Consider the following 26,297-nt stretch of genomic DNA (forward strand, 5'->3'; position numbering starts at 1 on the left):
CCTGGCGGGACCGGCGCTGTGCCGGCGCCGCAGGGTCTAGCTGCGGTCAGTCTCGGCGAGGAGGGCGTGCTTCCGCCTGCGGAGGGCAAAAATCGCGCCGAAGGCGAAGACCTGGGTCACCACAACCAGCACAATGGCGCCGAGGATTTTGTTGCCGCCCAGGATCATGGTCAGGCCCACGATCGCCGAGAGCAGCGCCAGCAACGGGAGCAGCATGTAGCCCAGGACAAAGAGGGTTTCGGGTTTCTTCAGCATCACTGGCCTTCCGTCCGGCGCCACAGGGTGATGCGGTACCTGGTTCCGTTTTCTGCGGTCAACCAGCCCTCGGCGGGCAGGCTGGCGCCGGCGGTCCAGTCGTAGCCGAGTTCCGGGGCAAAGGTGTCGCCCTCGACCGCCGAGTCGATGGTGGTGATCACGGCGACGTCGGCGACGTCCAGGGCCTGCGCGTAAATGCTTCCGCCGCCGATGATCCAGACCATCTCGTTGCCCGGCGCGAACTGCGACTCGAGCAGAGCCTCGTCCAGGGACATGGCCGCAATGGCGCCCTCCGCTGTGGCGGTGTCGCCCCAGCCGGCCTGCCGGCTGATGACGATGTTCGTCCGGCCCGGCAACGGGCGGAACTTATCCGGGAAGGACTCCCATGTTTTTCGGCCCATAATGACGGGGTGGCCGGTGGTGAGACGGGCGAAGTGCGCCATGTCTTCGGGCAGCTTCCACGGCATGCTGCCGTCCTTGCCGATGACTCCAGTGCTGGTCTGCGCCCAGACCAGGCCCAGGCCGGTAACGGAAGCGGCGAGTTCCTCGGTGAAGTTTTCCGGACGGGTGCCCTGCTGCGGGCTGTTTTCGGTGCTCATACGGCGATGGGGGCCTTAATCGTCGGGTGGTGCTGGTAGCCGACCACCTCGAAGTCCTCGAGGGTGTAGTCGAAAATGGAATCCGGTGTGCGGGTGATCCGGAGCTGCGGGTAGTCGTACGGCTCCCGGGCCAGCTGTTTGAGGACCTGGTCCATGTGGTTGTCGTAAATGTGGACGTCGCCGCCGGTCCAGACGAATTCGCCGGGCTCCAGGCCGGTCTGCTGGGCCACCATGAGGGTCAGCAAGGCGTAGGAGGCGATGTTGAACGGGACGCCCAAAAAGGTGTCGGCCGAACGCTGGTAGAGCTGGCAGGAGAGCTTGCCGTCGGCGACGTAGAACTGGAAGAAGGCGTGGCACGGCGGCAGGGCCATGTCCTTGAGTTCGGAGACGTTCCACGCCGAGACGATGTGGCGGCGTGAATCCGGGTTGGCCTTGAGGTTTTCCACCAGCTCGGCAATCTGGTCGATGTGGCCGCCGTCGGGCGTGGGCCAGCTGCGCCACTGTACGCCGTAGACCGGACCCAGTTCGCCGTCGGCATCGGCCCATTCGTTCCAGATGGTCACGCCCTGGTCCTGCATCCACTTCACATTGCTGTCCCCGCGCAGGAACCACAGCAGCTCCACCGCTACCGACTTGAAATGCACGCGTTTGGTGGTGATCAGGGGGAAACTTTTGCTGAGGTCAAAGCGGAGCTGGCGTCCGAACACGCTGATGGTGCCGGTCCCGGTGCGGTCCGATTTGTGGGTCCCGTGCGCCAGGACATCGCGCAACAGGTCTTCATAGGGCGTTGGAATGCTCACCGTCCCAGTCTACTGAGTCCGGCGGCCTAGTCGTCGAAGGGCCGGAACCGCTCCACCGCAACGACCGTATCCTTGCTGCCGTGCGCCACATGGCACACCACCAGCTCACCGGGCGCCAGGAAAGGGTCAGTTGCCGGCAGCAGGGCCCGCAGACCGGGGCCCATGTGCTTGGCAAGCTGGGCGAACACGGTCGACAAAGCCGGCCGGTGTGTGCACAGGACCACCGGGCGCTGCTTGTCGAAGAGGGATTCGACGACGGCGGCCGTCTTGTGCGGGCTGCGCGCGTGCCGGTGTTCGGTGAGGGACTCGTGCATTTTTATTTTGGCGTCACTGGCCTTCGCATACGGGGCAATGGTGGCTACACACCGCACCCACGGGCTTGTGACCACGCGCCCGGGTTTCCAGGTCCGCAGCAGTCTGCCGACCGCCTGCGCCTGCCGCGTCCCGGTCGCTGCCAGCGGACGGTCGCCTTCGGCCTTCGTCCAGGAGGACCGCGGCTTGGCCTTGGCGTGGCGCACGATCAGTAGCGGCCAGGTCTCCAGTTCCCCGCGTTCATAGGCGGCCACCAGGTACTTGAGTGGGTCAACGTCGCTGGGGTTGGTCAGCAGACGGGCGGCCTTTTCCGGTACACACCACATCACGCTGTCCACTTCCTTGCCGTCCGGCACCAGCGCGGCGCCGTCGACGTCAACCGCCCAGTAGTGGACGACTTTCAGCCCGGCGGGCACGTGGTAGTGGATGGGAGGAAGCGGGATGCCCAACGGGGCGATGAGCCCTATTTCCTCCTCCACCTCGCGGATGGCGCACTCCGGGACGGTCTCGCCCGGATCAATCTTTCCCTTGGGCCAGGACCAGTCGTCGTACCGGGGCCTGTGGATCAGCAGGACCTCAAGCCGGTCCTTGTTGATCCGCCAGGGCAGTGCTCCCGCCGCCGTGACGGCGATGGCTTCGCCCGGGTGGTCTCTCTGGTCCGCAACCAGTGAATCGCTGGACAACGTCACAGCCTCTACCGCAGGCTCACGGAACGCTGCCGTGAGCGGGACGCCAGGAGCCAGGACTGGATGTCGTCGAGGCTCGTATCGTCTTCGCCGAGGTGGTGGCGGATCCAGTCCCCGGAGTTATCCAGATACCAGCTGGCAGTGGCCGGATCCATGTACCGGTTCAGCAGGTCCAGGACATATGTTGTGTCGTCCCCGCTGGCGAGCTGCACAAGGGCCTCCACCCGGCGGTCCAGGTTGCGGTGCATCATGTCGGCCGAGCCGATGTACACCACCGGATCGCCGCCATTGGCGAACGCGAATACGCGCGAGTGCTCGAGGAACCGGCCCAGAACGGAACGGACCGTGATGTTCTCGCTGAGGCCGGGGACTCCCGGGCGCAGGGAGCAGATGCCGCGGACGATGACATCGACCTGCACACCCGCCTGCGATGCGCGGTAGAGAGAATCGATGATGGCCTCGTCCACGATTGAGTTGACCTTCATCTGGACCCGGGCCGCCAGGCCGGCTTTGGCGTTGCGGATCTCCTTTTCGATCCGGTCGATCAGTCCCGAGCGGACGGAGCGAGGGGCGACGAGCAGCCGCTTGAAGGTGGACTTTGGCGCGTAGCCGGAGAGCTGGTTGAAGAGCTTGGAGAGGTCTTCGCCCACCTGCTCGTTGGCCGTGAGCAGGCCCAGGTCCTCGTAGTAGCGGGCCGTCCGGGGATGGTAGTTGCCGGTGCCGATGTGGCAGTAGCGGCGCAGCCCGTCCACTTCCTGGCGGACGACAAGGGAGAGCTTGCAGTGGGTCTTGAGCCCGACGATGCCGTAAACAACGTGGACCCCGGCCTGCTCCAGCTTCCGTGCCCAGGAGATGTTGGCCTGCTCATCGAAGCGGGCCTTGATTTCCACGAGTGCCAGGACCTGCTTGCCGGCTTCGGCGGCGTCGATCAGGGCATCGACGATCGGGGAGTCCCCGGAGGTGCGGTACAGGGTTTGTTTGATGGCCTGGACCTTCGGGTCCGCGGCGGCCTGTTCCAGGAATGCCTGGACGGAGGTGGAGAAGGAATCGTACGGGTGGTGCAGGAGGATGTCGCGGCGCCGCATCGCCGCGAAAACGTTGGCCGCCTTGGAGGTCTCGGATTCGTTCAGGTGGCGTGAAGTGTGCGGGACGTGCTTGGGGTAGTGCAGGTCGGACCGGTCGATGCCGGCAATGACCGAAAGCCCGCGCAGGTCCAGCGGACCCGGGACCGAATAGACCTCGGATTCTTCGACGCCGAGTTCGCGGATCAGGAGAGCCCGGATGTTCGGGTTGATGTCGTTCGTGACTTCCAGGCGGACCGGCGGCCCGAAGCGGCGCCGCAGCAGTTCTTTCTCCAGCGCCTGCAGCAGGTTCTCGGCGTCGTCCTCTTCCACTTCGACGTCTTCGTTGCGGGTAACCCGGAAGGTGTGGTGTTCCAGGACCTCCATCCCGGCGAACAGCTGGTCCAGATGGACGGCGATGACTTCTTCCAGGGTGATGAACCGCGCCACCCGGCCCGGGACGGAGCCGGCGCGCGGCCCGTCGATGGAGATCATTCGCGGCAGCTGGTCCGGAACCTTGACCCGGGCAAAGAGCTCTTTGTCGCTGACCGGGTTCCGGACCACGACGGCGAGGTTCAGGGAGAGCCCGGAGATGTACGGAAACGGGTGGGCCGGATCCACGGCGAGCGGCGTCAGGATCGGGAAGACCTTCTCGGCGAACATGGCGCTGAGCTGTTCCTTGGCCTGGGAATCGAGTTCTTCCCAATGCATGAGGTGGATGTGCTCGTACGCGAGGGCGGGGCGGATCTGCTCGGCGTACACCCGGGCGTGGCGCTGCTGCAGCCGGTGGGCGGCGTCGCCGATCTGGTCCAGGACCTGCATGGGGCTCAGCCCGGCGGGCGAGGGCACGGCGAGCCCGGTGGCGATCCGGCGCTTCAACCCGGCGACCCGGACCATAAAGAATTCGTCCAGATTCGAGGCGAAGATGGACAGGAAGCTGACCCGCTCCAGCAGGTACAGGGTGGGGTCCTCCGCCAGTTCCAGGACCCGGGAATTGAAGGCCAGCCAGCTCAGTTCCCGGTCCAGGAACCGGTCCGGGCTGATATCACCCTCCGGCCTAAGGTTCGGCGCGAACTCGGGAATGTCGATCCGGTCCTGCGTGGCGCGGGAGGCCGGTACCTCAGAGGACCCGAACCGGGCGCGAACGGGACGCGCCTTGTTCTCAGACGTTACTGTCCCGGTAGATTCCCGTGGCATGGTCTCTCCTCAATGCTGGCGCGATTTAGCTTCAACCATACAAGGAATGCCTGCGTGGCGGGCCAGGTTTCGGCGGTGCCGCCCGGACGGTTTCCAGGGCGGTACTACTGCCCTTCCAGGGGTGCGTACATCACGTCCACGTCCCAGCGGGTGAATCCCAGCCGGCGGTAGAGTGCGACGGCGGGGACGTTGTCCGCATCCACGTAAAGCATGACCGCGTGGAGCCCCTGGTCCTGCAGGTGCCGGATGCCCGCGATCGTGAGGGCCTTGCCGAGACCGGTGCCCTGCGCCGCGGGGATGACGCCGACGACGTACACCTCGCCGATGGCGGGGTGTTCGCCGTGCCGGGGATGCACCTTGGTCCAGTGGAACCCAAGGATGCTGTCGGAGGAGTCGGTGGCCAGCAGGAGCCCCGCAGGATCGAACCACTGCTCGGCCATGCGGGCTTCGAGATCGGCGCGCGTCATGCCGCCCTGTTCCGGGTGCTGGGCGAAAGCCGCCTTGTTGGCCGCCAGCCACGTGTCCTCGTCCTGTCCCGGGCGGAAAGCACGCACCGTCACGCCCTCCGGCAGGGTCGACGCCGGTAGTTCCGCCGCCGTGGTCAGGCGCATCTTCCACAGTTCGCGGACGGCGCCGTAGCCGTAGCGTGCGGCGAGGTCGGCGGCCGCTTCGTGATTGCCGTGTGACCAGGCCTTGAGGCCTGCGAAACCACGGGTGTTCCGCAGTTCCTCCACGAGTCGGTCAGCGACGCCTTGGTTCCGGTAGCTGGGGTGGACCGCGATTTCGAGGATCCCGGATCCATCGGGTTCCCCGACGACGACGGCGAAGCCGGCCAGGTCCTGGGCGGTCGCCGGATCGGATTCTTCCTCGGGGGAGTAGAGCGCGAGGGTCAGCAACGAGTGCCCGCCGGAACCGGCCCCGCGGAGCGTGACCAATGTCTGCTCGGACAGGGGCGGGTTGCCGTCGGACTCCGTCGCGGCGCCGGCGAGGGCGCGGAGATCCCGCAGCAATTGATCATCCACCGCTCCCTTGACGGTGAGGACAGGCCAGTTTTCCGGATGCGCAGGGCTCATGGTGCAAGGCTATCAGCGCACGATTTGGCCGGATCCGGACCCGCACCGTATAGTCGTAACTCGTCCGGCGTTGTGCCGGGCGTGAGGGGGATCCACCACTGGGGTGGCCTCGATACGTTCGACCCGTATGTCCTCCACTGACAGTACTGAACGCAGAAGGCCCCGGACTCGTTGAAGTCCGGGGCCTTCTGCGTGGGTGCGGGGGGTCAGGCTTCGGTCAGTTCTTCTTCGGGCTGTCGGACAAGCGTCAGGCGGTACCCGACGTTCCGCACGGTGCTGATCAGGTTTTCGTGGTCCGCGCCGAGTTTCGCCCGCAGACGGCGGACATGGACGTCGACCGTCCTGGTGCCGCCGTAATAGTCATAGCCCCAGACCTCGGTCAACAACTGCTGCCGCGTGAAAACCCGGCCGGGGTGCTGGGCCAGGTACTTCAGGAGTTCAAATTCCTTGAAGGTCAGGTTGAGTGCCGCGCCGTTGACGCGGGCCGTATAGCTTGCCTCGTCGATGACGACGCCGGCGGCCCGGATCTCCGATGGCACCGCGTCCTTCTCGGGGGTCGCGCGCGCAACGCCGAGCCGGATGCGGGCTTCAACCTCTGCGGGGCCGGCGGACTCAAGCACAATGTCGTCCACTGCCCAGGCGGAGGACACCGCGGCCATGCCGCCTTCGGTGAGGATCAGCATCAAGGGGGCACTCAGGGCCCGTGGCCTTGAGTAACTGGGTGAGGGATCGGGCGCCGACGAGGTCTTTGCGGGCGTCCAGCAGGACGATGTCGCACGGATCGGTCTCAAGCAGGGCGGTCGGCTCTGCCGGGAGAATGTGCACGCGATGGTTAAGTAGTTCCAGAGCAGGCAGGACATCCACCGAGGATCCGGTGCTGTTCGTCAGTAGCAGGATGTGCGACATTGTTCCTCCAGGGGCTGTCCGCGCATCGTTGGGCGTCTCGGAACCGGGCTTTCACCGGCCGTTACTTGCCTCCTCCCGAGGCCCGTTGCGCAGGGTCCGCCCGCCGACGGTCAGTCGGCCTGGATCCCCCGGCGCGGAGCCGAAGCAGGAAGTGTAGCTGCCTACGAGTATACCCAAGCGCCGCTTTTCGAACATGAACCCGCCGCCCTCCGTAGGTCTCCTTGCGACATAAACCGTTCACATAGGGCAGGATTGAGCCGTCAGCGCCTGCAGCCCTGACCGGGTTGCGCCGGGTCCAATCGGTGTCCGCAGCGAGCGAAGGTACGTAATTAATGGCGGGAATTCAGTGAAGTCGTGGATCATCGGGATCATCGGTCTGGCGGGCCTTGCCGCCATCGTCGCCGGCGCCTACGCCTCTCCCGAGGTCCTGCTCGGCGTCGCTGTGCTGACAGCTGCCGGCATCGGCATCGGCTGGCCCCATTTCCTTGGGGTTCCGGCCAGAAAAACGCTCGCGGCCGTGATTGCGCTGCCTGGTATTGGCTCCGCCGTGGCGGCGGCCTATCTTCCGGCGCCCGGTTTCCTGGAATGGACTCCGGCCTTTATGGCGCTTGGTGTTATGGCCGTCTTCATAGTCCAGTTGCTGCGCGGCACTGGCCAGGCGCAGCGGCTTGAATCGACGCTGGGCTCCTGTGCCGGCGTGGTGTTGTCCTGTCTCGGGGCCGGCTGGATCGCGGCTTACCGCTTTAACGGCGTCAGGGAGATGTTCGTTGTAACTGCGATCAGTGCCGCGGTCGCCCTGCTGGCCGGGCTGATCCGCTGGCCGGACCGGGTCGTGGCGCCGCTGGGAATTGTGGGAGCCGGTCTGGCCGCGCCGCTGGCCGGGCTCGTGTTCTCCAATATCGCCGTCCTCCCGGCGGCTATCGTCGGGGTGGTGGTGGGGGCCGTGCTGGTGAGCTTCCGGCGGGTGGCGATCCTCCGCAGCGCACGTCTAAGCTTTCCGGCGCTGCTGGGCGCCGGGTTGGGCCCGGTTTCCGCGGTCGGCTCCCTGGCTTACTTCATCGACAAACTACTCCTCTACTAAGCGTTAGGATGGCATCATGTCCGTACTTGCATTTGAGATCTTCTTCCTTGTTCTGCTCGGCGTAGCCAGCCTTTCCATGGCGTGGTTTGCGGGCTTTGTGGTGTACCGCCTCTTCAAGGGCCAGAAGTAAAAAGCCAGATACACACCCGTCCAGTACCCGTCGTTTCCAGAGGTAGTTGCTGTGCCGATTGAAATACCTACTGACCTGACCCCCGAAATCGTTCCGCTTTCCTGGCTCATCGGAGAGTGGGAGGGCCGTGGCCGCCTGGGTGCCGGGGAAGAAGACTCCGATCACTTCCTGCAGCACGTGTCGTTCACTCATAACGGCCTCCCGTACCTGCAGTACCGCGCCGAAAGCTGGCTGACCGATGATGAGGGCACAAAGCTGCGACCGCTGACGGTAGAGACAGGTTTCTGGGCGCTCGAACGCAAGCAGCGCGACGAAGACGGCGGACCCGGCCTGATCCCGGCGGACATCGTCCCCGTGCTCAAGAGTGCCGATGAGGTCGAGGCCCTGCGCAATGACGACGGAGGCTTTGACATCTCAGTCTCGATTTCCCACCCGGGCGGGATCTCCGAGCTCTATTACGGCCAAATTAAGGGTCCCCAGATCCAGCTCACGACCGACATGGTGATGCGCGGCAGCCACTCCAAGGAGTACACTGCCGCAACCCGGATCTTCGGGCTCGTGGACGGAAACCTGCTGTGGCGCTGGGACGTTGGAACCGGCAAGAGCGCGACGGCGGGCGGTGGCCTGGAGGCTCATGCCTCCGCCATTCTCAGTAAAGTCGGCTGAACAACCCGCTCGGCCGAGCAGCCCGCCGGGATGAAACCCGGCAGCCGGGCAGCCGGGGCTCACCGGTGTATCCCGCCGCCCGCAGCGAGAGCAGGGAGAAACACCGTGGACGACGCAGCGACGAGTGCGGGGAAACCCGCGGACTATGGCGACCTCAAAGCCGTCTTTTTCAACGCAACGCTCAAAAAGTCACCGGAGCTGTCCCACACCGGAGGTCTGATCGAGGTCAGCCGCCGGATTATGGAGAAGCAGGGCGTCGGCACCGAGGTAATCCGGGTGGTGGACCATGACATTGCCAGCGGCGTGTACCCGGACATGCGCGAGCACGGCTGGGACAGCGACGAGTGGCCGGAGATCTACCCGAAGGTCCAGGACGCCGACATCGTGGTCCTTGCCGGTCCCATCTGGCTCGGCGATAACTCCTCGGAAATGAAGAAGCTGATTGAACGCCTTTATGCCCATTCGGGGCAGCTGAACGCCAAGGGCCAGTGGGTTTTCTACCCGAAAGTCGGCGGCTGCCTGATCACCGGCAACGAGGACGGCATCAAACACTGCGCCATGAACGTGCTCTACAGCCTCCAGCATGTCGGGTTCACCATCCCGCCGCAGGCCGACGCCGGCTGGATAGGCGCTGTTGGGCCCGGGCCGAGCTATCTCGATGACGGCTCCGGCGGCCCGGACAGCGACTTCACCAACCGCAACACCACGTTCATGACGTGGAACCTGCTGCACTATGCCCGGATGCTCAAGGACGCCGGTGGCATCCCGGCCTATGGAAACCTGCCTGCCGCCTGGAAAGACGGCACCCGCTTCGATTTCGAGAATCCCGAGTACCGCTGATTCCACAGTCCGCCGCGGGACCCGCCTGACGCCGGAATATATACCCAGAAAAGGATGTTCCCATCACTATGACTATCAAGAGCCCGATGCTGTCGCGCCCGGGCGCCGTCGAAGCCGGCGGAGCGGATACCGGCGTCGCGTCGCACTACGGCGAGCCGCTGCGCGAACAGCGGGCGCTGGCCGCCGGCAGCGCCGTCGTCGACCTCTCCTGTCGAGGCGTTGTCACCGTGACCGGACCGGACCGGCTGAGCTGGCTCAACACCTTGTCCTCCCAGCAGATGACGGACCTAGTCCCGGGACAGTCCACGGAATTGCTGCTTCTCAGTGTCCAGGGCCGGATCGAATTCGACGCCAGGGTAGTGGACGACGGCGGGACCACCTGGCTGATCGTGGAGGCCGCCGAGGCGGCACCGCTGGCCGGGTGGCTCACCCGGATGAAATTCATGCTCAGGGTTGAGGTCGCTGACGCCTCGGCGACCTGGGCCGTGCTCGGCTCCACGCAGCGCGTGCCGGAGTGGGCTGATCTGCTGGTCTGGGAGGATCCGTGGCCGCACATCGGCGCGGGCGGATACTCCTACTCCGTGGTGGGGGAGGAGTCGCACCCGGGCCTCGAACGGCCCTGGTTCGAATACCTGGTGCCGGCCGCGGAGCTCGAAGCCACGGTAGGTGACCGGCCGCTGGCCGGCGTGTGGGCGGCTGAAGCGCTGCGGATCGCCGCATGGCGGCCGCGCTGGGGCGCCGAAACGGACGACAAAACCATTCCGCACGAGCTGGATCTGCTGCGTACCGCCGTGCACTTGAGCAAGGGCTGCTACAAAGGCCAGGAAACCGTAGCCCGGGTCCACAACCTGGGCCACCCGCCCCGCCGCCTGGTTTTTCTGCAGCTCGACGGCTCCCAGCACACCATGCCAGCGGCCGGCAGCGAGGTCCTTGCCGGCTCGCGCAAGGTCGGCACCGTCACGTCGGTCGCCCAACACTATGAAATGGGGCCCGTGGCCCTGGCTGTCATCAAGCGCTCCGTCGACCCGGAGGAGGCTCTCACGGTCGTCGACGGCGATGAACCCTACACGGCGGCGCAGGAAATCATCGTGGCTCCGGATGCCGGACAGGTCGTCGGACGCCAGACCGGATTCCTGCGGGGTCCCCGATGAAGCGTGACGACACTGCGGACGGATTGACACCGGACGGTGCAGCCGCACCCGATGACGAGACCCTGGCCCTGGCCCACGAACTCTTCCAGGCCGCGCGCGACGGAAATGCCGGCCTGATCGGCACCTATCTTTCGGCAGGCGCCCCGGCCGGGCTGACGACCGCCTCCGGTGATTCCCTCGTGATGCTCGCGGCCTACCACGGCCACGCGGAGACCGTCCGGCTGATCCTGGCGCACGGCGGCGACGCCAACGCGGCCAACGACCGGGGCCAGACCCCGCTGGCCGGTGCGGTCTTCAAGGGGTACACGGAGGTCGCCCGGGAGTTGCTGGCTGCCGGTGCCGATCCGGACGCCGGAACGCCGTCCGCTCGGGCGGCCGCGCAGATGTTCGCCCGGGTGGACGTCCTGGCGCTGTTGGACTAAGGCCCCTGGAACCCTGAGGCCAACACGCGGTCAGCAACCGAGGGCAGAACAGATATCAGCACGCGAAGGATTCGGATGGAAAACGTAGCCAGGCCGTGGCCGGCGCTCTGGTCGCTGGTGATTGGCTTCTTTATGATCCTGCTCGACACCACCATCGTCTCGGTGGCCAACCCGCGCATCATGGAGGGCCTCAATGCCGACATCAACTCAGTGATCTGGGTGACCAGCGCCTACCTGCTGGCATATGCCGTCCCGCTGTTGATCACCGGCAGGCTGGGCGACCGCTTCGGCCCGAAGAAGCTTTACCTCACCGGTCTTGTAGTCTTCACCGCGGCCTCCCTGTGGTGCGGGCTGTCCGGCGACATCCAGACCCTGATCGAAGCACGCGTGCTCCAGGGCCTCGGCGCGGCCCTGATGACACCGCAGACCATGGCCGTCATCACGAGGATCTTCCCGCCGGACCGGCGCGGCGCTGCGATGGGCATTTGGGGCGCCACCGCGGGCGTCGCCACGCTCGTGGGCCCGATTCTGGGCGGTGTCCTGGTGGACGGGATCGGCTGGGAATGGATCTTTTTCATCAATGTTCCGGTCGGCGTCGTCGGCTTCATCCTCGCCCTCCGCTTCGTGCCCTCGCTCAGCACCCATCAGCACAAGTTCGACATCCCCGGTGTGCTGCTCAGCGCAGCCGGGCTGTTCCTGCTCGTCTTCGGCATCCAGGAAGGCGAGACCTACAACTGGGGAACCATCACCGGGCCGATCACGGTTTGGGGCCTCATTGTCGCCGGACTCGTTGTCCTCACGGTGTTCGTGCTGTGGCAGCGGATCAACAAGGGCGAACCGCTGCTGCCGCTGTCCCTCTTCAGGGACCGCAACTTCTCGCTGGCCAACATCGGCATCACCACCGTCGGCTTCACCGTGACAGCCTTCACCCTGCCGCTGATCTTCTACTACCAGATCGTCCGTGGACTTACCCCCACCCAGTCGGCCCTCATGATGGTGCCGATGGCCCTGATCTCGGGCGGTCTCGCACCAGTGGTCGGTAAGATCATCGATCGGGTCAACCCGAAGTACATGACTGCCGCGGGACTGGTGCTGATGTCGGCGGCGCTGTTTTGGAACTCCGCACTCATGCACCCGGACACCCCGATCCTGCTGTTCCTGTTGCCGAGCGCGGTGCTGGGCTTTGCGAACGCCGGCATCTGGGCGCCTCTGAGCTCGACGGCCACCCGGAACCTCCCGCCGCGGCAGGCAGGTGCCGGGTCCGGGGTCTACAACACCACCAGGCAAATCGGGGCCGTCCTTGGCAGTGCGGCCATCGCCGTGCTGATTCAGGCGCGGCTGACGGCCGAACTGCCGGCCATGCCCGGCAGCACCGGGGAAGCACAGCCCATAGGCTTCGGCGGTGCGTTGCCGGAAGCTCTCCAAGCCGGATTCTCGACGGCGATGGGCCAGTCCATCATGCTGCCCGCGGCCGTCATCCTGATCGGCGCAGCCGCCGCCGTGTTCTTCGCCAAGCCCCAGCCCGTGCTGGGGTGGGGCGGTCCGGGGAACGCGCCCGCCCCGGAGGCTGCTGGCAGCCCGCGGTACGGGACGTCTCCGAGCTGACGCACGCACCGACGGACGGCGTCCGGATCAGCCCAGCAGGACGCTGGTCTGGATGCCGCCGGCGGTGAAGCCCAGGCTCCGGGAGAGCGCCAGGGCACCCTTGTTGCTGACATCGGCGCGCCATTGCAACGTCAGCCCGGATGCGAGGGCTTCCTGTGCGGCTATCGAGGCGACCAATGATCCCAGCCCGCGGCGACGCCACTCCGGATCCACGAGGACCCTGATATCCGCCAGGATCCCTTGCTGTTCCGAATAGGCGCCGCAGGCGACGGGGACGGACAGGCCGTCGTCGTCGCGCATGATCGTAAAGACGTGCGGCAGCGTGGACAACCTGACTTCGTTCACGTCGTCCGGCGGGCATCGGCTTTCCAGCTCAAGCGCCTCGGGGTGTCCGTGCGAGACGGTCAATTCCTCGGCCGGCTGGGCCAGGGGCAGGTCATCGGCGAAAAACAAGGCGGCCGCGCCCAGCCCGTGGCCGCCGGTCCGACGGGTCAGCGTCAGCAGCGTGACATGCTGCGCCATGTCCTCGTCGGGAATCCCGGCGGCGGCATCCAGCACCCCTTGCGGCCCCACGAGGACCGAGGTCCCGAACAGCCTGACAAAGTCGACCGACTCGCGGGCGTCGTCCGCCCGGGTGAGCCGGTCTCCGGCAGCGGAGCCAAACGCGGCGTCGTCGAATCCCAGTTGCCGGGACCAGGCGAGCCGGATGATGTCAACGGAACCGGGCTCAAGAGTCATGCCTCAACCCTACCCACCCGCGAAAGCCGTCCTAGCCGAAGAGGACCGCAGCCTCGTCGTAGCGTTCCTGCGGAACGCTCTTCAGGTTCCCCAGGGCGGTGTCGAAGCCGACGTGCACGATGTCGGTGCCGTTGAGCGAGACCATGGTGCCCCAGCGCTGTTCCACGACCGAGTCGATCGCGGCCATGCCAAGGCGGGTGGCGAGGACGCGGTCAAACCCGGTCGGAACGCCGCCGCGCTGGATGTGGCCAAGGACCGTGGCGCGGGTTTCGATGCCCGTGCGGGCCTCCAGTTCGGGGGCCAGCCGTTCGGCGATACCGCCCAGCCGGGGCCGGCCGAACGTGTCGAGGCCGCGCTCCGAGTGCGCCAGTTCCTGGCCGTCAGGGACGAAGCCCTCGGCGACCACCACGAGCGGTGCCCGGCCGCGGTCGTGGGCGGAGAGGATCCATCCGGCGATCTGTTCCATTGACGCCTGCTGCTCCGGAATCAGGATGGCGTGCGCGCCCGTGGCCATACCGGCGTGCAGCGCAATCCAGCCGACGTGCCGCCCCATGACTTCAGCGATCATGGTCCGGTGGTGGGACTCGCCCGTGGTGCGGAGCCGGTCGATCGCCTCGGTGGCGATTTCGACGGCGGTATCAAATCCGAAGGTGTAGTCCGTGGCGTCAAGGTCGTTATCGACGGTCTTGGGGACGCCGACAATCCGGAGGCCGGCGTCGGTCAGGCGCTTTGCGGCGGCGAGGGTGCCTTCACCGCCGATGGCAATCAGGGCGTCGATGCCCAGCCGGGCCATGTTGGCCTTGATGACTTCGGGGCCGCCGCCGTTTTCGAAGGGGTTGGTGCGGGACGTGCCCAGGATGGTGCCACCCTGCTTCGAGAGGCCGCGGACCATGGACCGGGGGATATCAATGACGTCCGCCTCCACCACTCCGCGCCAGCCGTCCAGGAATCCCACGAATTCGTGGCCATGGACGGCGATGCCCTTGAGGACTGCGCCGCGGATGACGGCGTTGAGTCCGGGGCAGTCTCCGCCGCTGGTGAGGATTCCGATTTTCATGTCTCAGCTCAAATCATGGGTCGAAGGTGTAGGGGCAGAGCGCCACGCTGAGCTCACCTAAGAGTGTAATGGCGCATGTGGGCCACGACACAACCGGTTACGGCGGGAAGTGTCCCTTGCCGCGTTGGCAGGGGACACCCGGTCCATGGACGTCCGGTTCAGTCCGGGCGGAAGGTTTTCAGGGCTTCCCGGAACGGTTCGCGAGAAAACTTTCCAGGGCTATCGCGTTCCGCTGGTCGGGCAGGATCAGCCACGCCAGGAGGTAGAACACAAAGGCCGGGCCGGGAAGCAGGCTAAGGAGCAGGAACGCAATCCGGACATACGCGACATCAACATTGAGTTTGGCCGCGATGCCTCCGCACACTCCGCCCAGCCAGCGTTGCGGGCCGCGCTTCAGGCCAAGGCCCCTGACGGTGCTATAGAACTTATCCATGGGTCAAGACTCCCTTGTCGCAGTTTTTTTGTCACGTCCGCGGGCGGACAGGATCCCGCCGATTACGAGTGCTGCTCCGGCGCCGATCATGAGGCCGAGAAGGACGTAGGTCCCGTTCAGCGCCACTACACCGAGTCCGGCGATGATGACCAGGGCGGCGAGCGCCATTACGATCAGACCCCAGACGATGGTCCCGACGCGCCGGGGCGTCTCCACCCCGGCCGGATTCTCTGGCCCAAGGTCGTCGCCGGGCCCGCTGCCGTTCGCCGGGACTGCCGGTCCGTCATAGCTGCCCATGTCAGTTTCCTTCCTGGATGGAGATGCTGCTCATAGTGCCGGAGATCCTGAGGACCAGGCTGGCGCCAGAGAGGTTGGTGTTGTACCCGCGGTGAACAGAGCTGGTACCACTGCGGAGTTGGCTGCCGTCATTCAGCTCGCCCATGGTCATGTCGGCGTCGATCCGGACCGGCACGGTGCCAGGGATAATGATCGTCAGTTCGCTGGCTGTCGCGTGGAACGGAACGACGACGTCGCTTTCCAACGGCGCGCGGAGGGCCAGCCCGGTCAGGTCCGCGGTTGCGCTGCTGGCTGCAAGGTCCAGGCCTGCCCGGGCCTGCTCGATGCTGGCGGGGGACCAGTCCGTGCTCGTGAACCGGAATCTGTCGCCGGCTGGCGTGGCATTAAACGCGACGTTAAAGACGGCACCAACGACCAGGGCGACGACGGCGAAGAAGCCAAGGACGCCCGACGCGCGGCCACGGAGCCCGGCGATCAGGATGCCAAGGCCCAGCACCGCGGCGGCACCGGCCCAGGCAACGGCAATCCCGGCCGCTCCGAGCTCGATCACGTTGGCGGCGTCCAGGGCCCGGAGGCCGCCGCCTACGACGAGCGCGGCGCCTGCGGTGATGGCCACGGCGGGGGCGCCGGGGCCGGTGTTGCGTTTCGCGGCGGCGGGGGAGCCACCGGCGCCGGGGTCCGGCGCGTAGCCTGGCTTGCTGTAGTCGGGCTGGTTATAGCCGGGGTAGGCATAGCCGGGCTGGCTGAAGTTCCTGGCCGGGGTGCTGGCCGCGCTTCCCGCAGGGACAGCGCCGCTCGGCTGCGGATACGCGGCAGGAACGCCGTTCCGGGTCTTGCTGCGGCTGCTCAGGTAGTAGATGAAGTAGATTACCCCGCCCACCCAGAAGACCGTCCAGGCGAAACCGAAGCCCGACCGGTCCCAGCCCCAAGCGCCGCTTCCCAGGCTGGGGAATCCAATCAATGTTGTGATCAGGGCCCCGGTCATACCCGTAGTCCACCGTCCGGACGCGGCCTCCCGGGCATGGATCCGGCCATCAGGTTCGGGCAGGAGGGACCACGCGATGCCGTAGAGGAGGATGCCGACGCCGGCGAAAATGGTCAGGACGATCAGGACACCGCGGACGATCAGCGGATCGACACCAAGGCGCTGGGCGACGCCGCTTGCGACGCCGCCGATCCAGCGATCGCGTCCGCGGGAGACGCCCAAGCTGCGGATCCAGTCGAAGAACCCCTGCGGCCGGTCTCCGGCACCCGCCGGCATCGGGCCGTAAGGGTAGGGCGGCGGAGGCGGAACGCTGCCTTGTCCGGAGTCCTGGGGAGTGTAAAGCGGTGGCGGCTCCGGCGCGGGGCCGCCGGGAGGGGGTTCGGGAGGCTGCGGGGTGTTCCCGGACTCGTCTGCAGAGCCGGAACCTAGAGGGCTGCCGGAAGAACCATCCGGGACTTCGGAAGTACCGTCATTGTCATCGGGTTGCGGAGGGTGTGGAGTGTGCGGATTCATACTTTAATCCTCCCGCGCGGCGATGCCACCCATCTACGGGGGAAGACCCTGAACGGACCCTGAAATCAACCGGGATGACCGCAGAAAACCCTCCGGGGACCCCGGTTCGTGCTTGGATTGATCCATGACCACCGCAGGTATCCGCCCGCCGCTGACCCGCAGCAGCGACCGCGTCCTCTCCGGTGTCTGCGCCGGTCTCGCGCGCCATTTGGGTTGGCCGGTCCGGCTGGTCAGGGCAGGCACGGTGCTGGCTGCATTCGCGGGCGGCGCCGGCCTGGTCTTGTACGCCTGGCTCTGGATCATGGTGCCCACCACCGACGAATACGCCAAGCGGAGTGCCCGGCGGCCGGCCTCCCCGATCGCCCCGGCGGTGAGCTTCCCGGCCACAGTCGCGGACGGCGGCATGCCCGCCGGCCCGGCGCCATCGCTACCGGGTTCGGCACCTGCCGCTCCGGGTCCGCACACCACAGGTCAGGCGCCCGCCGGCGCGGCGGCGCCTTCGACGTCGGAGCAGCCGCGGACGGTGTTCCGGGGGATGGCCTACGGCAAGGAAATCCTGCTTGGGGCCGGGCTGTTGCTGGCCGCGTCGATCCTGGTTCTTCAATTGCTGGGCGTCGATGTGCCGCTGGGCACCCTCTTGCCCGTCGCCGCGATTCTGGGCGGAGCGGCAATTGCCTGGATGCAGCTCGATGAAACCCGCAGGGCCGGCCTCGTGAGCAAGACGAAAGCCAATCAGGCGGGCGGCTGGGCCCGGTTCGGAGCCGGTTTGGCACTTGTCGTCGCCGGGGTGCTGCTGATGGTGTCCGGGTCAGGGTCCTGGGAGCAGACCTGGCTGGCCTTGCTGGCGTCCGTGGCCGTGCTGGGCGGCGTCGCTTTGGTCCTGTTGCCGTGGGGCCTGAAATTCTGGCGGGATCTGGAAGCTGAACGCACCGGTCGCGTCCGGGCCACGGAGCGGGCCGAGATTGCCGCCCACCTCCACGATTCCGTGCTCCAGACACTCGCCGTGATTCAGCGGCGCGCAGGCAACGAGCAGGACGTCATCCGCCTGGCCCGCGCCCAGGAACGTGAGTTGCGCGGCTGGCTGTACCGGGACCGCGATAAAGATGCCGGTCAGTTGTCAGACGCGATTGGTACTGCGGCCGCCGAGGTGGAGGATGCTGTGGGAGAGGCCGTTGAAGTAGTCAGCGTTGGCAACTGCGCCATGACCGAACGCCATGAAGCCTTGGTCCAGGCGTCCCGCGAGGCAATGTTGAACGCCGCCCGCCACGGCGGCGGGAACGTGTCCGTCTATCTCGAAGTCACAGAGGGGGCAGCGGAGGTCTTCGTGAAGGACCGCGGCCAGGGATTCGAGCCCGAGGCCGTCCCCGAGGACCGGCTCGGGATCCGGGAATCCATCGTCGGACGGATGATCCGCCACGGGGGAACCGCCGGCATTACGAGCGGCCCGGATGGCACAGAGGTCCGGCTCAGGCTGCCCGCAGCCGACGCTGCGGGCAGCAAGTCCGGCGGGGACAACGGAAAGGAAGATGTGTGAACGACGCGGAAGCAGGAAATACCAGGCATGCCACGAGGGTCGTGATCGTCGATGACCACGCGATTTTCCGGTCCGGACTGAAAGCGGACCTGGACGCCGGCATCGAAGTTGTGGGCGAGGCCGGCACTGTGGAAGAAGCGCTCGCCGTCATTGCGGCAGCCCGCCCCGACGTCGTGCTGCTGGATGTGCATTTGCCCGGCGGCCGCGGCGGCGGCGGGCGCGAGGTCCTGGCCGGGTCGGCAGCTCTGCTGGGCAGCACCCGCTTTCTGGCGCTCAGTGTCTCGGACGCGGCCGAGGACGTGGTCTCCGTCATCCGGGCCGGTGCGCGGGGCTATGTCACCAAGACGATTTCCGGGGCACAGATCAGCGACGCGGTGCGTCGGGTCGCCGGAGGCGACGCCGTCTTCTCACCCCGGCTCGCCGGGTTTGTCCTGGACGCCTTCGGTACCGCCCCGGCCAGTATTGCCGACGACGGACTTGACCGCCTGTCCGCCCGCGAATTGGAAGTGATGCGGCTGATCGCCCGGGGCTACAGTTACAAGGAAGTCGCCAAAGAGCTCTTCATCTCGATCAAAACGGTGGAGTCGCACGTCTCGGCGGTGCTGCGCAAGCTGCAGCTCTCGAACCGGTATGAACTGAGCCGTTGGGCGGCAGAGCGCCGGCTCTTCTGACCCTTCCCCACGTTTCGCGATCTACCGGCCCACCCTTCCCCAAATCCTGCCGCTTAGCGCCGAACGCTTCCTCACGTCTTGCCGCCCAACGTCGAACGCTCCCTCACCGCGATGAGGGAGCGTTCGGGATTTTAGTGCGAGACCTGGGGAAGCGTCGTGGGGTTCGCCGCTGGAACTGCAGGGCGCTCCTACGCGGCTTTGCCCAGGAAATCCTGCAGGCGGGCAACACCGGTGGCCAGGTCCTCGTCGCCGAGGGCGTAGGAGAGACGGAGGTAGCCGGACGGACCGAACGCCTCACCCGGAACAACGGCAACCTCCACTTCGTCCAGGATCAGGGTGGCCAGCTCCGCTGACGTCGCGGGCCGGACCGGGCCGTTCGAGGACGGGAATTCCTTGCCCAACAGGGCGCGGACGTCCGCATACACGTAGAACGCCCCCTTCGGCGTCGGGCATTCCACGCCTTCAATTGCGTTCAGGCCCGCGACGATAGCCTTACGCCGCCGGTCAAAGGCGACCTTCATGTCGTCGACGGCGGTCAGCGGACCGGACACGGCGGCGAGGGCCGCGACCTGCGGAATGTTGGAGACGTTTGACGTTGCGTGCGACTGCAGGTTGGTGGCTGCCTTGATGACGTCGGCGGGACCGATCATCCAGCCCACCCGCCAGCCGGTCATAGCATAGGTCTTCGCGACGCCGTTGAGGATGACGACCTTGTCGCCGATTTCGGGCGCGGCCGTCGCGATCGAGGTGAAGGGCACACCGTCGTAGGTCAGGTGCTCGTAGATCTCGTCAGTGACCACCCACAGACCCTTGGAGGCGGCCCACAGGCCGATCTCCCGGACCTGTTCCGGCGGGTAAACCGCGCCGGTGGGGTTGGACGGTGAGACAAACAGCAGAATCTTTGTGTTCTCCGTCAGTGCCGCTTCCAACTGGTCGACCGTCACGAGGTAACCCTGGTCAGGGCCGGCGAAAACCTCAACCGGCACGCCGCCCGCCAGACGGATCGCTTCCGGGTACGTGGTCCAGAACGGCGTGGGAACGATGACTTCGTCGCCTGGATCCAGCAGCGTGGCGAATGTGTTGTACACGGCCTGCTTTCCGCCGTTGGTCACGAGCACCTGGGATGCCTCCGCCTTGTAGCCGGAGTCCCGGAAAGTCTTCTCGGCGATGGCCTGCTTCAGCTCGGGAAGTCCGGCGGCCGGAGAGTAGCGGTGGTACTTCGGCTGCCCGGCGGCCTCGATAGCGGCCTGCACGATGTAGTCAGGGGTCGGAAAATCCGGTTCGCCGGCCCCGAAGCCGATAACCGGCCGGCCGGCGGCCTTCAAAGCCTTAGCCTTGGCATCAACAGCCAGTGTGGCGGATTCGGCTATGGCGGAAATGCGCTGGGAAATACGGGCGGCAGGCATCGCGGGTCCATTCTTCGCTGGGCGGCTGGATGTGGGATTCAACGGAATCTACTCTATGCTGTTCACCGGATCGACCGGGGAGCCGGCGGCAAGCGTGTTCGCTTTTCGCGGTCTCACCAGATCCGAATGAGTCCAGTTCGACGTAGGCGCAGTTGTTGCGTAGACTGGTTCTCCGGTGTTGAAAACACGATGATGGTCTGTGCCTTAGGGAAACTTGAGGGAGTGGTCCGTCGGGTTCGATTTCACTCCATAGGGTAGTGGCGCAATTGGTAGCGCAGCGGTCTCCAAAACCGCAGGTTGCAGGTTCGAGTCCTGTCTGCCCTGCGCATGCGGTTCCGGGTCATCCGGAACCAGCGCAGCAACCATGGTTCATTTCAGAGCCGGGTATCCGACTTTGCGAGGATGAGTGAGGACCAGGTGACCGAAACGGCTGCAAGCAGCTCCAAAGGCCGCCCCGCCAAGAATGCCGCCAAGGCTGGCTTCTTCGCTCGCATCGCGCTCTTCGTCCGCCAGGTCATCGGCGAACTGAAGAAGGTCGTCGCGCCGACCCGTAAAGAACTGATCAACTACACGCTCGTGGTGCTGGTCTTCGTGATCATCATGATGCTCATCGTCACCCTGCTGGATCTGGCCTTCGGGACCGGAGTGGGCTGGGTCTTCGGCGGTCAGGGCGCCACGGACCGCTAAGGCGACCGGTCCGCAGACTCCGTGGATGTCCCGGGAAACCGGAGGTTCCGCGGGGTGTGCGGAATTGAGTCATTTAAATAGGCATGTTAGGCAATGAGGAAGCAGGAGACCAAGTGTCTGAGCAGGAGCTCGAGGTAACTGAGACTGAGCTGGTTAGGAGCCAGGACGCCGCGGCGGAAGCCACGGAAGAGTCCGAGGCTGCGGCTGCTGCGCCCGAATCCGACGCCGCCGACGAGGCAGTAACCGCCGAAGCCGGGTCTGACGACGAAGCAGGGTCTGACGCCGAAGCCGGGTCTGACGACGAAGCAGGGTCTGACGACGATGCAGTCGCCGAAGCCGGTGAAGACGACGACGAAACAGCCGATGCGCTGGCAGCTGCTGCTGCAGCAGCCGCCGTCGATCCGGCCGATGAGTTCAAGGCCAAGCTCCGCCGCCAGGAGGGTGACTGGTACGTCATTCACTCCTACGCCGGCTACGAAAACCGCGTCAAGGCCAACCTTGAGACCCGCATACAGACCCTGGACATGGAAGAGTACATCTTCGAAATCCAGGTTCCGATGGAGGAAGTCGTTGAGATCAAGAACGCTCAGCGCAAGGTCATTAACCGCGTCCGTATTCCCGGCTACGTACTGGTCCGCATGGACCTGACGGATGCCTCGTGGGGCGCCGTCCGCCATACTCCCGGTGTGACCGGTTTCGTGGGCAACGCCCATAACCCCGTTCCGCTGCGCCTCGACGAGGTCTTCTCCATGCTCGCCCCGGTCTTCGAAGAAGAGCAGGCCGAGAAGGGCAAGCCGGTCAAGCACGCTGCAGCGCAGATCGACATCGACTTCGAGGTCGGAGAATCGGTCATCGTTAAGGAAGGCCCCTTCGAGACCCTCCCCGCCACGATCTCCGAGATCAAGATCGATTCCCAGACCCTCGTGGTGCTGGTGTCGATCTTCGAGCGCGAGACGCCGGTGACGCTGGCCTTCAATCAGGTCAGCAAGATTTAGTTTCCCCACAGAATTCGCTCCGGGTCGCCTGCTTAGCAGCCGCGGAGCGGCCGGCCGCCTTGCCATGGCGGCCACCAACCTGAGGCACGCTCCTGTGTCCCAGGACGTATTTGAGAGAAGGACCTACATTGGCTCCCAAGAAGAAGGTCACCGGCCTCATCAAGCTGCAGATCCAGGCAGGTGCCGCCAACCCGGCCCCGCCGATCGGTCCCGCACTTGGCCAGCACGGTGTCAACATCATGGAATTCTGCAAGGCGTACAACGCTGCGACGGAAGCCCAGCGCGGCAACGTTATTCCGGTTGAAATCACGGTCTACGAGGACCGTTCATTCACGTTCATCACCAAGACCCCGCCGGCCGCGGAACTGATCAAGAAGGCTGCTGGCGTTGCCAAGGGTTCACCGACCCCGCACACCGTCAAGGTCGCCAAGCTGACCATGGCCCAGGTCAATGAGATCGCCACCACGAAGATGGAAGACCTCAACGCCACGAGCCTCGAAGGCGCAGCGAAGATCATCGCCGGCACCGCACGCTCCATGGGTATCACCGTCGAGGGTTAAAATCCCCTTTCGCTGATGCGGCGCCGGGACCGGGAAACCGGGTCACGACGCCGGACAGCACCGCCGGGCGACCGGCACCACCAAAACATTGAAATATCGGACGTCCATGCCGGACTTCCGATTGTGGCAGGGCCCAGCGCGGTCCGCAGACCACAACTGCACAAGGAGAAAAAGCAGCATGGCAAAGCGCAGCAAAGCATATGAGGCAGCCGCCGCCAAGATCGACGCGGAGAAGTTCTACGCGCCGGTCGAGGCAGTGACGCTCGCCAAGGACACCAACCCGTCCAAGTTCGATGCAACCATCGAGGTCGCCTTCCGCCTCGGCGTTGACCCCCGTAAGGCCGACCAGATGGTCCGCGGCACGGTTAACCTGCCGCATGGCACCGGTAAGGTCGCCCGCGTCCTCGTCTTCGCAACGGGCGACAAGGCCGAAGCGGCAATCGCTGCCGGCGCCGACTTCGTCGGTTCCGATGACCTGATCGAGAAGATCGCAGCAGGCTGGACCGACTTCGACGCCGCCGTCGCCACCCCGGACCTCATGGGCAAGGTTGGCCGCCTGGGTAAGGTCCTGGGCCCGCGTAACCTGATGCCGAACCCGAAGACCGGCACCGTGACCGCAGACGTCGCCAAGGCTGTCAATGACATCAAGGGCGGCAAGATCGACTTCCGCGTCGACAAGCACTCGAACCTGCACTTCATCATCGGCAAGGTTTCCTTCGACGCCATCAAGCTGGCCGAGAACTACGCCGCAGCACTGGAAGAGGTCCTGCGCCTCAAGCCGTCCGCTTCCAAGGGACGCTACATCCAGAAGGCCACCGTCGCTACGACGTTTGGCCCCGGCATCTCGGTTGACCCCAACGTCACCAAGGTCCTGACCGAGGTCTAAGCCTCACCGGTCCGCACGGACCGCCCGAAAGGCCGTTTCGCTCACGCGGGGCGGCCTTTCGGCATTTTCGGGATGCGCCCGGTCCTTCCGGGAGCGTGGGGAGGATCCGGTGATGGTCCGCTGCATGGGGGGACGTCACTGATGGAACGGCGGCGGGATCCGGCATATGCTGACGGGTGACAAGCCCGGACCGGGCCGGGCCTCCGGCACCGGCAACGGTGGCACAACGGCTGGGATGATGCCCTCTATGGGAAACGATGTACGGATTGAGCAACTCTGGATCCCCGATTCACTTGAGGGGCCGGACGCTGCAGACTTCATTGCCGCCGTCGAAGTGGAACGCAAGGTGCGGATGCATACGTGGGGCAGCGACGACCTCGCCTACGCGCCGCAGGAAAAGCTGCTGGAGATGGCAGACCCCTATGAACGCCAGGTGATCCTGGTTGCCCGGGTCGACGGCGAGATCGTCGGGACGGCGGATATCGCCCTGCCGCTCGTGGACAACCTCGACCTCGCCGAGTTCACCCTGGACATCCTCCCCGAGTTTCAGGGCCAGGGCGTGGGACGGCAATTGCTGGAGGCCGCGGAACACTTTGCCCGGGACGAGGGACGGCACACGATTCTGATCGACACGAACCATCCCGGTTCCTCCCTGCCGGACACCGACGCTGAACAACTCGTGCCGGGCACCGGCCTTGGCTTCGTGCCGCTGGGGAGCCGGGAAGTGGAATTCGCGCAGCACACGGGTTATACGCTCCAGCACATCGAGCAGTTCAGTTCCTGCGCCCTGCCGCTGGACAGTAAGCTCGTCGCCGAGCTGCAGGCCGAGGCCGAGGACGCCAACGCCGGCCGTTACCGGCTCCACCATTGGACGGACCGGTGCCCGGACCAGTGGCTGGAGGAGGTCGCAGCCATGGAAAACCGTGCCGGCGAGGACGGTGTGCCCGGCGTCGACGACTCCTCCATGGTGTTTGACGGCAGTATCCTCCGGGAGGCCGAGCAGGTGACCGTCGCGCAGGGACGCCGGACGGTGGTCACCGCCGTCGAGCACATCAACAGCGGCACGCTCGTAGGCCTGACGACCATCAGCGTCCTTGCACTGCGCCCGGATGTGGTCTTCCAGGATGACACCGTGGTCCTGCAGGACCATCGCGGCAACAAGCTGGGATTGCTGATCAAGCTTGCCAACATGGAGCGGCTCAGCGAACAATTTTCCGACGCCCGGGTGCTCTACACCTGGAACGCGCCGGAAAACCGTTACCTGCTGACGGTCAACCAGCAGCTCGGGTTCACCACCGCGGGCGTGACAGGTATCTGGCAGAAGGAACTGCCGGACTTTAGCGACTCGGTCAGCTGATGTGCGCCGATTTGGTCGAGCGGCGGACTCTCGCGTAGGCTGGAGAAACCAAAGACCGTCGGTTGTTGGAAATCCACTCTCCCAGACAAAGCTCACTTCTGCAGCAGCGCCGGGGAGAGCCAGTGGATTTCCGGACGAAGGACCCTGAACATAGGGCGGCCGGCGCAGGTGAACGAAGCAAAGCTCCGCGGTGATCAACCGCGTTGAGACAAGCCCCGTGCATCTGCGCGGGGCGTTTTTAGTTTTAGCTCACTTGAGCGGGGACCGGGACCTACCGGCACTATCCCCGGAAGGAGGGTTATGGCAACGCCTAGCAAGGTTTCAGCAGTAGCTGAGATCACTAACGATTTCAAGGAATCGAACGCCGCTGTCCTGACCGAATACCGCGGGCTCACCGTTGCACAGCTGAAGCAGCTGCGTGTTTCTCTCGGCCAGGAAACGAAGTTCTCGGTCGTCAAGAACACCCTGACCGCAATTGCAGCCAAGGAAGCCGGTGTCGAAGCATTCGACGGCCAGCTTGCCGGCCCCACTGCAATCGCGTTCATCAAGGGTGACGCAATTGCGGCTGCCAAGAGCCTGACGGATTTTGCCAAGACCAACAAGCAGCTGGTTATCAAGACCGGTTTCTTCGAGGGCAAGGCAATGAACGCCAGCGAAGTTGCTGCCCTGGCAGCACTCGAGTCCCGCGAGCTGCAGCTCGCCAAGGTCGCAGGTATCCTCAAGGCTCCTGCTGCCGCCGCTGCACGCACCATCGAAGCATTGCGCCTCAAGCTTGAAGAAGAGAACGGCGGCCCGGCAGCAGCCGAGACGCCCGCCGCTGAAGAAGCTCCGGCCGAAGCCCCCGCAGATGCAGCAGTAGAGGCTCCGGCTGAAGCCGCAGCCCCCGAAGAGAACTAATTCTCTTTTCCACAAGACTCCGGTGTGAAGGCGCGGCCCCGGCCCGCCAATCACCACTATAGGAAGGACGCCACACCATGGCGAAGCTCACCAACGAAGAGCTCATTGAAGCTTTCAAGGAACTGACCATCATCGAGCTCTCCGAGTTCGTCAAGCTCTTCGAAGAGACCTTCGAAGTTACCGCTGCTGCTGTTGCTGTTGCCGGCCCCGCCGGTGGCGCTGCAGAAGAAGCCGAAGAGCAGACTGAATTTGATGTCATCCTCGAAGCTGCTGGCGACAAGAAGATCGCAGTGATCAAGGAAGTTCGCGCCATCACTTCCCTGGGCCTCAAGGAAGCCAAGGACCTGGTTGACAGCGCTCCCAAGGCTGTTCTCGAAGGTGTCACCAAGGAAGCTGCCGAGAAGGCAGTTGCCCAGCTCGAAGAAGCCGGCGCCCGCGTTACCCTCAAGTAATACGATCTGTCCTGATATCCCGCATCCGTGCGGGGTACCAGCCTC

At 65.4% G+C, this 26,297-nt stretch carries 27 protein-coding genes, 1 tRNA gene and 1 pseudogene; 16 read left to right on the plus strand and 13 right to left on the minus strand.

Annotated elements, in window-relative coordinates:
• Positions 1 to 36 precede the first annotated feature (36 nt).
• The 7 genes and pseudogenes from KY499_RS15350 to KY499_RS15380 form a co-directional block, all read right to left on the minus strand.
• On the minus strand, positions 37 to 255 hold the full coding sequence (locus KY499_RS15350) for an NF038396 family protein (protein WP_123257036.1): 219 nt from the start codon (positions 253 to 255) through the stop codon (positions 37 to 39).
• Positions 255 to 854: a dihydrofolate reductase gene (locus KY499_RS15355; RefSeq protein WP_123257037.1), complete on the minus strand. Its 600-nt coding sequence runs from the start codon at positions 852 to 854 to the stop codon at positions 255 to 257. Before KY499_RS15355 ends, KY499_RS15350 begins: the two co-directional genes overlap by 1 nt.
• On the minus strand, positions 851 to 1,654 hold the full coding sequence (locus tag KY499_RS15360; RefSeq protein ID WP_123257038.1) for a thymidylate synthase: 804 nt from the start codon (positions 1,652 to 1,654) through the stop codon (positions 851 to 853). Before KY499_RS15360 ends, KY499_RS15355 begins: the two co-directional genes overlap by 4 nt.
• A gap of 26 nt (positions 1,655 to 1,680) precedes the next feature.
• On the minus strand, positions 1,681 to 2,649 hold the full coding sequence (locus KY499_RS15365; RefSeq protein ID WP_219885770.1) for an NUDIX hydrolase: 969 nt from the start codon (positions 2,647 to 2,649) through the stop codon (positions 1,681 to 1,683).
• A gap of 11 nt (positions 2,650 to 2,660) precedes the next feature.
• Complete coding sequence (locus tag KY499_RS15370) at positions 2,661 to 4,910, minus strand: RNA degradosome polyphosphate kinase (RefSeq protein ID WP_123257040.1); 2,250 nt, start codon at positions 4,908 to 4,910, stop codon at positions 2,661 to 2,663.
• Between the two features lie 104 nt (positions 4,911 to 5,014).
• Complete coding sequence (mshD, locus tag KY499_RS15375; RefSeq protein WP_123257041.1) at positions 5,015 to 5,983, minus strand: mycothiol synthase; 969 nt, start codon at positions 5,981 to 5,983, stop codon at positions 5,015 to 5,017.
• Positions 5,984 to 6,189: 206 nt separating this feature from the next.
• Positions 6,190 to 6,889, minus strand: a pseudogene (locus KY499_RS15380) (winged-helix domain-containing protein).
• Between the two features lie 346 nt (positions 6,890 to 7,235).
• Here KY499_RS15380 and KY499_RS15385 point away from each other — a divergent pair.
• The 6 genes from KY499_RS15385 to KY499_RS15410 all read left to right on the plus strand — a co-directional run bounded on the left by KY499_RS15385 (position 7,236) and on the right by KY499_RS15410 (position 12,784).
• Positions 7,236 to 7,970 (plus strand): permease, encoded by a 735-nt coding sequence (locus KY499_RS15385; protein WP_123257043.1) that lies wholly within the window; start codon positions 7,236 to 7,238, stop codon positions 7,968 to 7,970.
• Positions 7,971 to 8,151: 181 nt separating this feature from the next.
• Positions 8,152 to 8,766 (plus strand): FABP family protein, encoded by a 615-nt coding sequence (locus tag KY499_RS15390; protein WP_123257044.1) that lies wholly within the window; start codon positions 8,152 to 8,154, stop codon positions 8,764 to 8,766.
• Between the two features lie 105 nt (positions 8,767 to 8,871).
• Complete coding sequence (locus KY499_RS15395) at positions 8,872 to 9,606, plus strand: flavodoxin family protein (RefSeq protein ID WP_258190819.1); 735 nt, start codon at positions 8,872 to 8,874, stop codon at positions 9,604 to 9,606.
• Positions 9,607 to 9,674: 68 nt separating this feature from the next.
• Positions 9,675 to 10,757: a folate-binding protein YgfZ gene (locus KY499_RS15400; RefSeq protein ID WP_219885772.1), complete on the plus strand. Its 1,083-nt coding sequence runs from the start codon at positions 9,675 to 9,677 to the stop codon at positions 10,755 to 10,757.
• Complete coding sequence (locus tag KY499_RS15405) at positions 10,754 to 11,179, plus strand: ankyrin repeat domain-containing protein (protein WP_123257047.1); 426 nt, start codon at positions 10,754 to 10,756, stop codon at positions 11,177 to 11,179. The genes KY499_RS15400 and KY499_RS15405 overlap by 4 nt, the downstream gene beginning before the upstream one ends.
• Positions 11,180 to 11,254: 75 nt before the next feature.
• Positions 11,255 to 12,784, plus strand: a complete 1,530-nt coding sequence (locus tag KY499_RS15410) for a DHA2 family efflux MFS transporter permease subunit (RefSeq protein ID WP_219885773.1) — start codon at positions 11,255 to 11,257, stop codon at positions 12,782 to 12,784.
• Between the two features lie 27 nt (positions 12,785 to 12,811).
• Here the strand turns inward: KY499_RS15410 and KY499_RS15415 are convergent, their stop codons facing one another.
• The 5 genes from KY499_RS15415 to KY499_RS15435 all read right to left on the minus strand — a co-directional run bounded on the left by KY499_RS15415 (position 12,812) and on the right by KY499_RS15435 (position 16,570).
• Positions 12,812 to 13,522, minus strand: coding sequence for a GNAT family N-acetyltransferase (locus KY499_RS15415; protein ID WP_219885774.1), 711 nt, complete (start codon positions 13,520 to 13,522; stop codon positions 12,812 to 12,814).
• A gap of 31 nt (positions 13,523 to 13,553) precedes the next feature.
• The gene (locus KY499_RS15420; RefSeq protein WP_123257050.1) at positions 13,554 to 14,579 is read right to left on the minus strand and encodes a 6-phosphofructokinase; all 1,026 of its coding nucleotides are present in this window, start codon (positions 14,577 to 14,579) and stop codon (positions 13,554 to 13,556) included.
• A 178-nt stretch (positions 14,580 to 14,757) separates the two neighbouring features.
• On the minus strand, positions 14,758 to 15,012 hold the full coding sequence (locus KY499_RS15425; RefSeq protein ID WP_123257051.1) for a PspC domain-containing protein: 255 nt from the start codon (positions 15,010 to 15,012) through the stop codon (positions 14,758 to 14,760).
• A gap of 3 nt (positions 15,013 to 15,015) precedes the next feature.
• Complete coding sequence (locus KY499_RS15430) at positions 15,016 to 15,309, minus strand: hypothetical protein (protein ID WP_258190820.1); 294 nt, start codon at positions 15,307 to 15,309, stop codon at positions 15,016 to 15,018.
• 1 nt (position 15,310) lies between these two features.
• Positions 15,311 to 16,570 (minus strand): PspC domain-containing protein, encoded by a 1,260-nt coding sequence (locus KY499_RS15435; protein WP_258190821.1) that lies wholly within the window; start codon positions 16,568 to 16,570, stop codon positions 15,311 to 15,313.
• Positions 16,571 to 16,931: 361 nt separating this feature from the next.
• Here KY499_RS15435 and KY499_RS15440 point away from each other — a divergent pair, with 361 nt between their 5' ends.
• Together KY499_RS15440 and KY499_RS15445 are read left to right on the plus strand one after the other, a co-directional pair.
• The gene (locus tag KY499_RS15440; RefSeq protein WP_219885776.1) at positions 16,932 to 18,341 is read left to right on the plus strand and encodes an ATP-binding protein; all 1,410 of its coding nucleotides are present in this window, start codon (positions 16,932 to 16,934) and stop codon (positions 18,339 to 18,341) included.
• Positions 18,338 to 19,012: a response regulator transcription factor gene (locus tag KY499_RS15445; protein ID WP_123257054.1), complete on the plus strand. Its 675-nt coding sequence runs from the start codon at positions 18,338 to 18,340 to the stop codon at positions 19,010 to 19,012. The genes KY499_RS15440 and KY499_RS15445 overlap by 4 nt, the downstream gene beginning before the upstream one ends.
• A gap of 188 nt (positions 19,013 to 19,200) precedes the next feature.
• Here KY499_RS15445 and KY499_RS15450 read toward each other — a convergent pair whose 3' ends face one another.
• Complete coding sequence (locus KY499_RS15450; protein WP_123257055.1) at positions 19,201 to 20,418, minus strand: pyridoxal phosphate-dependent aminotransferase; 1,218 nt, start codon at positions 20,416 to 20,418, stop codon at positions 19,201 to 19,203.
• A 251-nt stretch (positions 20,419 to 20,669) separates the two neighbouring features.
• Here KY499_RS15450 and KY499_RS15455 point away from each other — a divergent pair.
• The 8 genes from KY499_RS15455 to rplL all read left to right on the plus strand — a co-directional run bounded on the left by KY499_RS15455 (position 20,670) and on the right by rplL (position 26,252).
• Positions 20,670 to 20,742, plus strand: a tRNA-Trp gene (locus KY499_RS15455).
• Positions 20,743 to 20,820: 78 nt separating this feature from the next.
• Positions 20,821 to 21,105, plus strand: coding sequence for a preprotein translocase subunit SecE (gene secE, locus KY499_RS15460; protein ID WP_123257103.1), 285 nt, complete (start codon positions 20,821 to 20,823; stop codon positions 21,103 to 21,105).
• A 113-nt stretch (positions 21,106 to 21,218) separates the two neighbouring features.
• Positions 21,219 to 22,100 carry a transcription termination/antitermination protein NusG gene (gene nusG, locus KY499_RS15465; RefSeq protein WP_219885777.1) on the plus strand — a complete coding sequence of 294 codons (882 nt, stop codon included), beginning with the start codon at positions 21,219 to 21,221 and terminating at the stop codon, positions 22,098 to 22,100.
• Positions 22,101 to 22,228: 128 nt separating this feature from the next.
• On the plus strand, positions 22,229 to 22,660 hold the full coding sequence (gene rplK / locus KY499_RS15470) for a 50S ribosomal protein L11 (RefSeq protein WP_123257057.1): 432 nt from the start codon (positions 22,229 to 22,231) through the stop codon (positions 22,658 to 22,660).
• A 178-nt stretch (positions 22,661 to 22,838) separates the two neighbouring features.
• Complete coding sequence (gene rplA / locus KY499_RS15475; protein ID WP_123257058.1) at positions 22,839 to 23,546, plus strand: 50S ribosomal protein L1; 708 nt, start codon at positions 22,839 to 22,841, stop codon at positions 23,544 to 23,546.
• Positions 23,547 to 23,793: 247 nt separating this feature from the next.
• Positions 23,794 to 24,903: a GNAT family N-acetyltransferase gene (locus KY499_RS15480; RefSeq protein ID WP_123257104.1), complete on the plus strand. Its 1,110-nt coding sequence runs from the start codon at positions 23,794 to 23,796 to the stop codon at positions 24,901 to 24,903.
• A gap of 300 nt (positions 24,904 to 25,203) precedes the next feature.
• A complete protein-coding gene (rplJ, locus tag KY499_RS15485) occupies positions 25,204 to 25,800 on the plus strand; it encodes a 50S ribosomal protein L10 (RefSeq protein WP_219885778.1) in 597 nt (198 codons plus the stop codon).
• A gap of 77 nt (positions 25,801 to 25,877) precedes the next feature.
• A complete protein-coding gene (rplL, locus tag KY499_RS15490; RefSeq protein ID WP_123257060.1) occupies positions 25,878 to 26,252 on the plus strand; it encodes a 50S ribosomal protein L7/L12 in 375 nt (124 codons plus the stop codon).
• Positions 26,253 to 26,297: the final 45 nt, after the last annotated feature.

Origin of the sequence: Arthrobacter sp. PAMC25284, from assembly GCF_019443425.1 — a bacterium.
In the GTDB taxonomy this organism is placed as follows: domain Bacteria; phylum Actinomycetota; class Actinomycetes; order Actinomycetales; family Micrococcaceae; genus Arthrobacter; species Arthrobacter oryzae_A.

Coding starts and splice junctions, on each gene's coding strand:
- KY499_RS15450 (WP_123257055.1), bottom strand. CDS start 20,418: ATGCCTGCCGCCCGTATTTCCCAGCGCATTTCCGCCATAGCCGAATCC.
- mshD (WP_123257041.1), bottom strand. CDS start 5,983: ATGAGCCCTGCGCATCCGGAAAACTGGCCTGTCCTCACCGTCAAGGGA.
- KY499_RS15435 (WP_258190821.1), bottom strand. CDS start 16,570: ATGCCGGCGGGTGCCGGAGACCGGCCGCAGGGGTTCTTCGACTGGATC.
- KY499_RS15410 (WP_219885773.1), top strand. CDS start 11,255: ATGGAAAACGTAGCCAGGCCGTGGCCGGCGCTCTGGTCGCTGGTGATT.
- rplJ (WP_219885778.1), top strand. CDS start 25,204: ATGGCAACGCCTAGCAAGGTTTCAGCAGTAGCTGAGATCACTAACGAT.
- KY499_RS15430 (WP_258190820.1), bottom strand. CDS start 15,309: ATGGGCAGCTATGACGGACCGGCAGTCCCGGCGAACGGCAGCGGGCCC.
- KY499_RS15355 (WP_123257037.1), bottom strand. CDS start 854: ATGAGCACCGAAAACAGCCCGCAGCAGGGCACCCGTCCGGAAAACTTC.
- KY499_RS15405 (WP_123257047.1), top strand. CDS start 10,754: ATGAAGCGTGACGACACTGCGGACGGATTGACACCGGACGGTGCAGCC.
- KY499_RS15370 (WP_123257040.1), bottom strand. CDS start 4,910: ATGCCACGGGAATCTACCGGGACAGTAACGTCTGAGAACAAGGCGCGT.
- KY499_RS15480 (WP_123257104.1), top strand. CDS start 23,794: ATGGGAAACGATGTACGGATTGAGCAACTCTGGATCCCCGATTCACTT.
- KY499_RS15350 (WP_123257036.1), bottom strand. CDS start 255: ATGCTGAAGAAACCCGAAACCCTCTTTGTCCTGGGCTACATGCTGCTC.
- KY499_RS15420 (WP_123257050.1), bottom strand. CDS start 14,579: ATGAAAATCGGAATCCTCACCAGCGGCGGAGACTGCCCCGGACTCAAC.
- rplL (WP_123257060.1), top strand. CDS start 25,878: ATGGCGAAGCTCACCAACGAAGAGCTCATTGAAGCTTTCAAGGAACTG.
- KY499_RS15415 (WP_219885774.1), bottom strand. CDS start 13,522: ATGACTCTTGAGCCCGGTTCCGTTGACATCATCCGGCTCGCCTGGTCC.
- secE (WP_123257103.1), top strand. CDS start 20,821: ATGAGTGAGGACCAGGTGACCGAAACGGCTGCAAGCAGCTCCAAAGGC.
- KY499_RS15440 (WP_219885776.1), top strand. CDS start 16,932: ATGACCACCGCAGGTATCCGCCCGCCGCTGACCCGCAGCAGCGACCGC.
- KY499_RS15400 (WP_219885772.1), top strand. CDS start 9,675: ATGACTATCAAGAGCCCGATGCTGTCGCGCCCGGGCGCCGTCGAAGCC.
- KY499_RS15425 (WP_123257051.1), bottom strand. CDS start 15,012: ATGGATAAGTTCTATAGCACCGTCAGGGGCCTTGGCCTGAAGCGCGGC.
- rplA (WP_123257058.1), top strand. CDS start 22,839: ATGGCAAAGCGCAGCAAAGCATATGAGGCAGCCGCCGCCAAGATCGAC.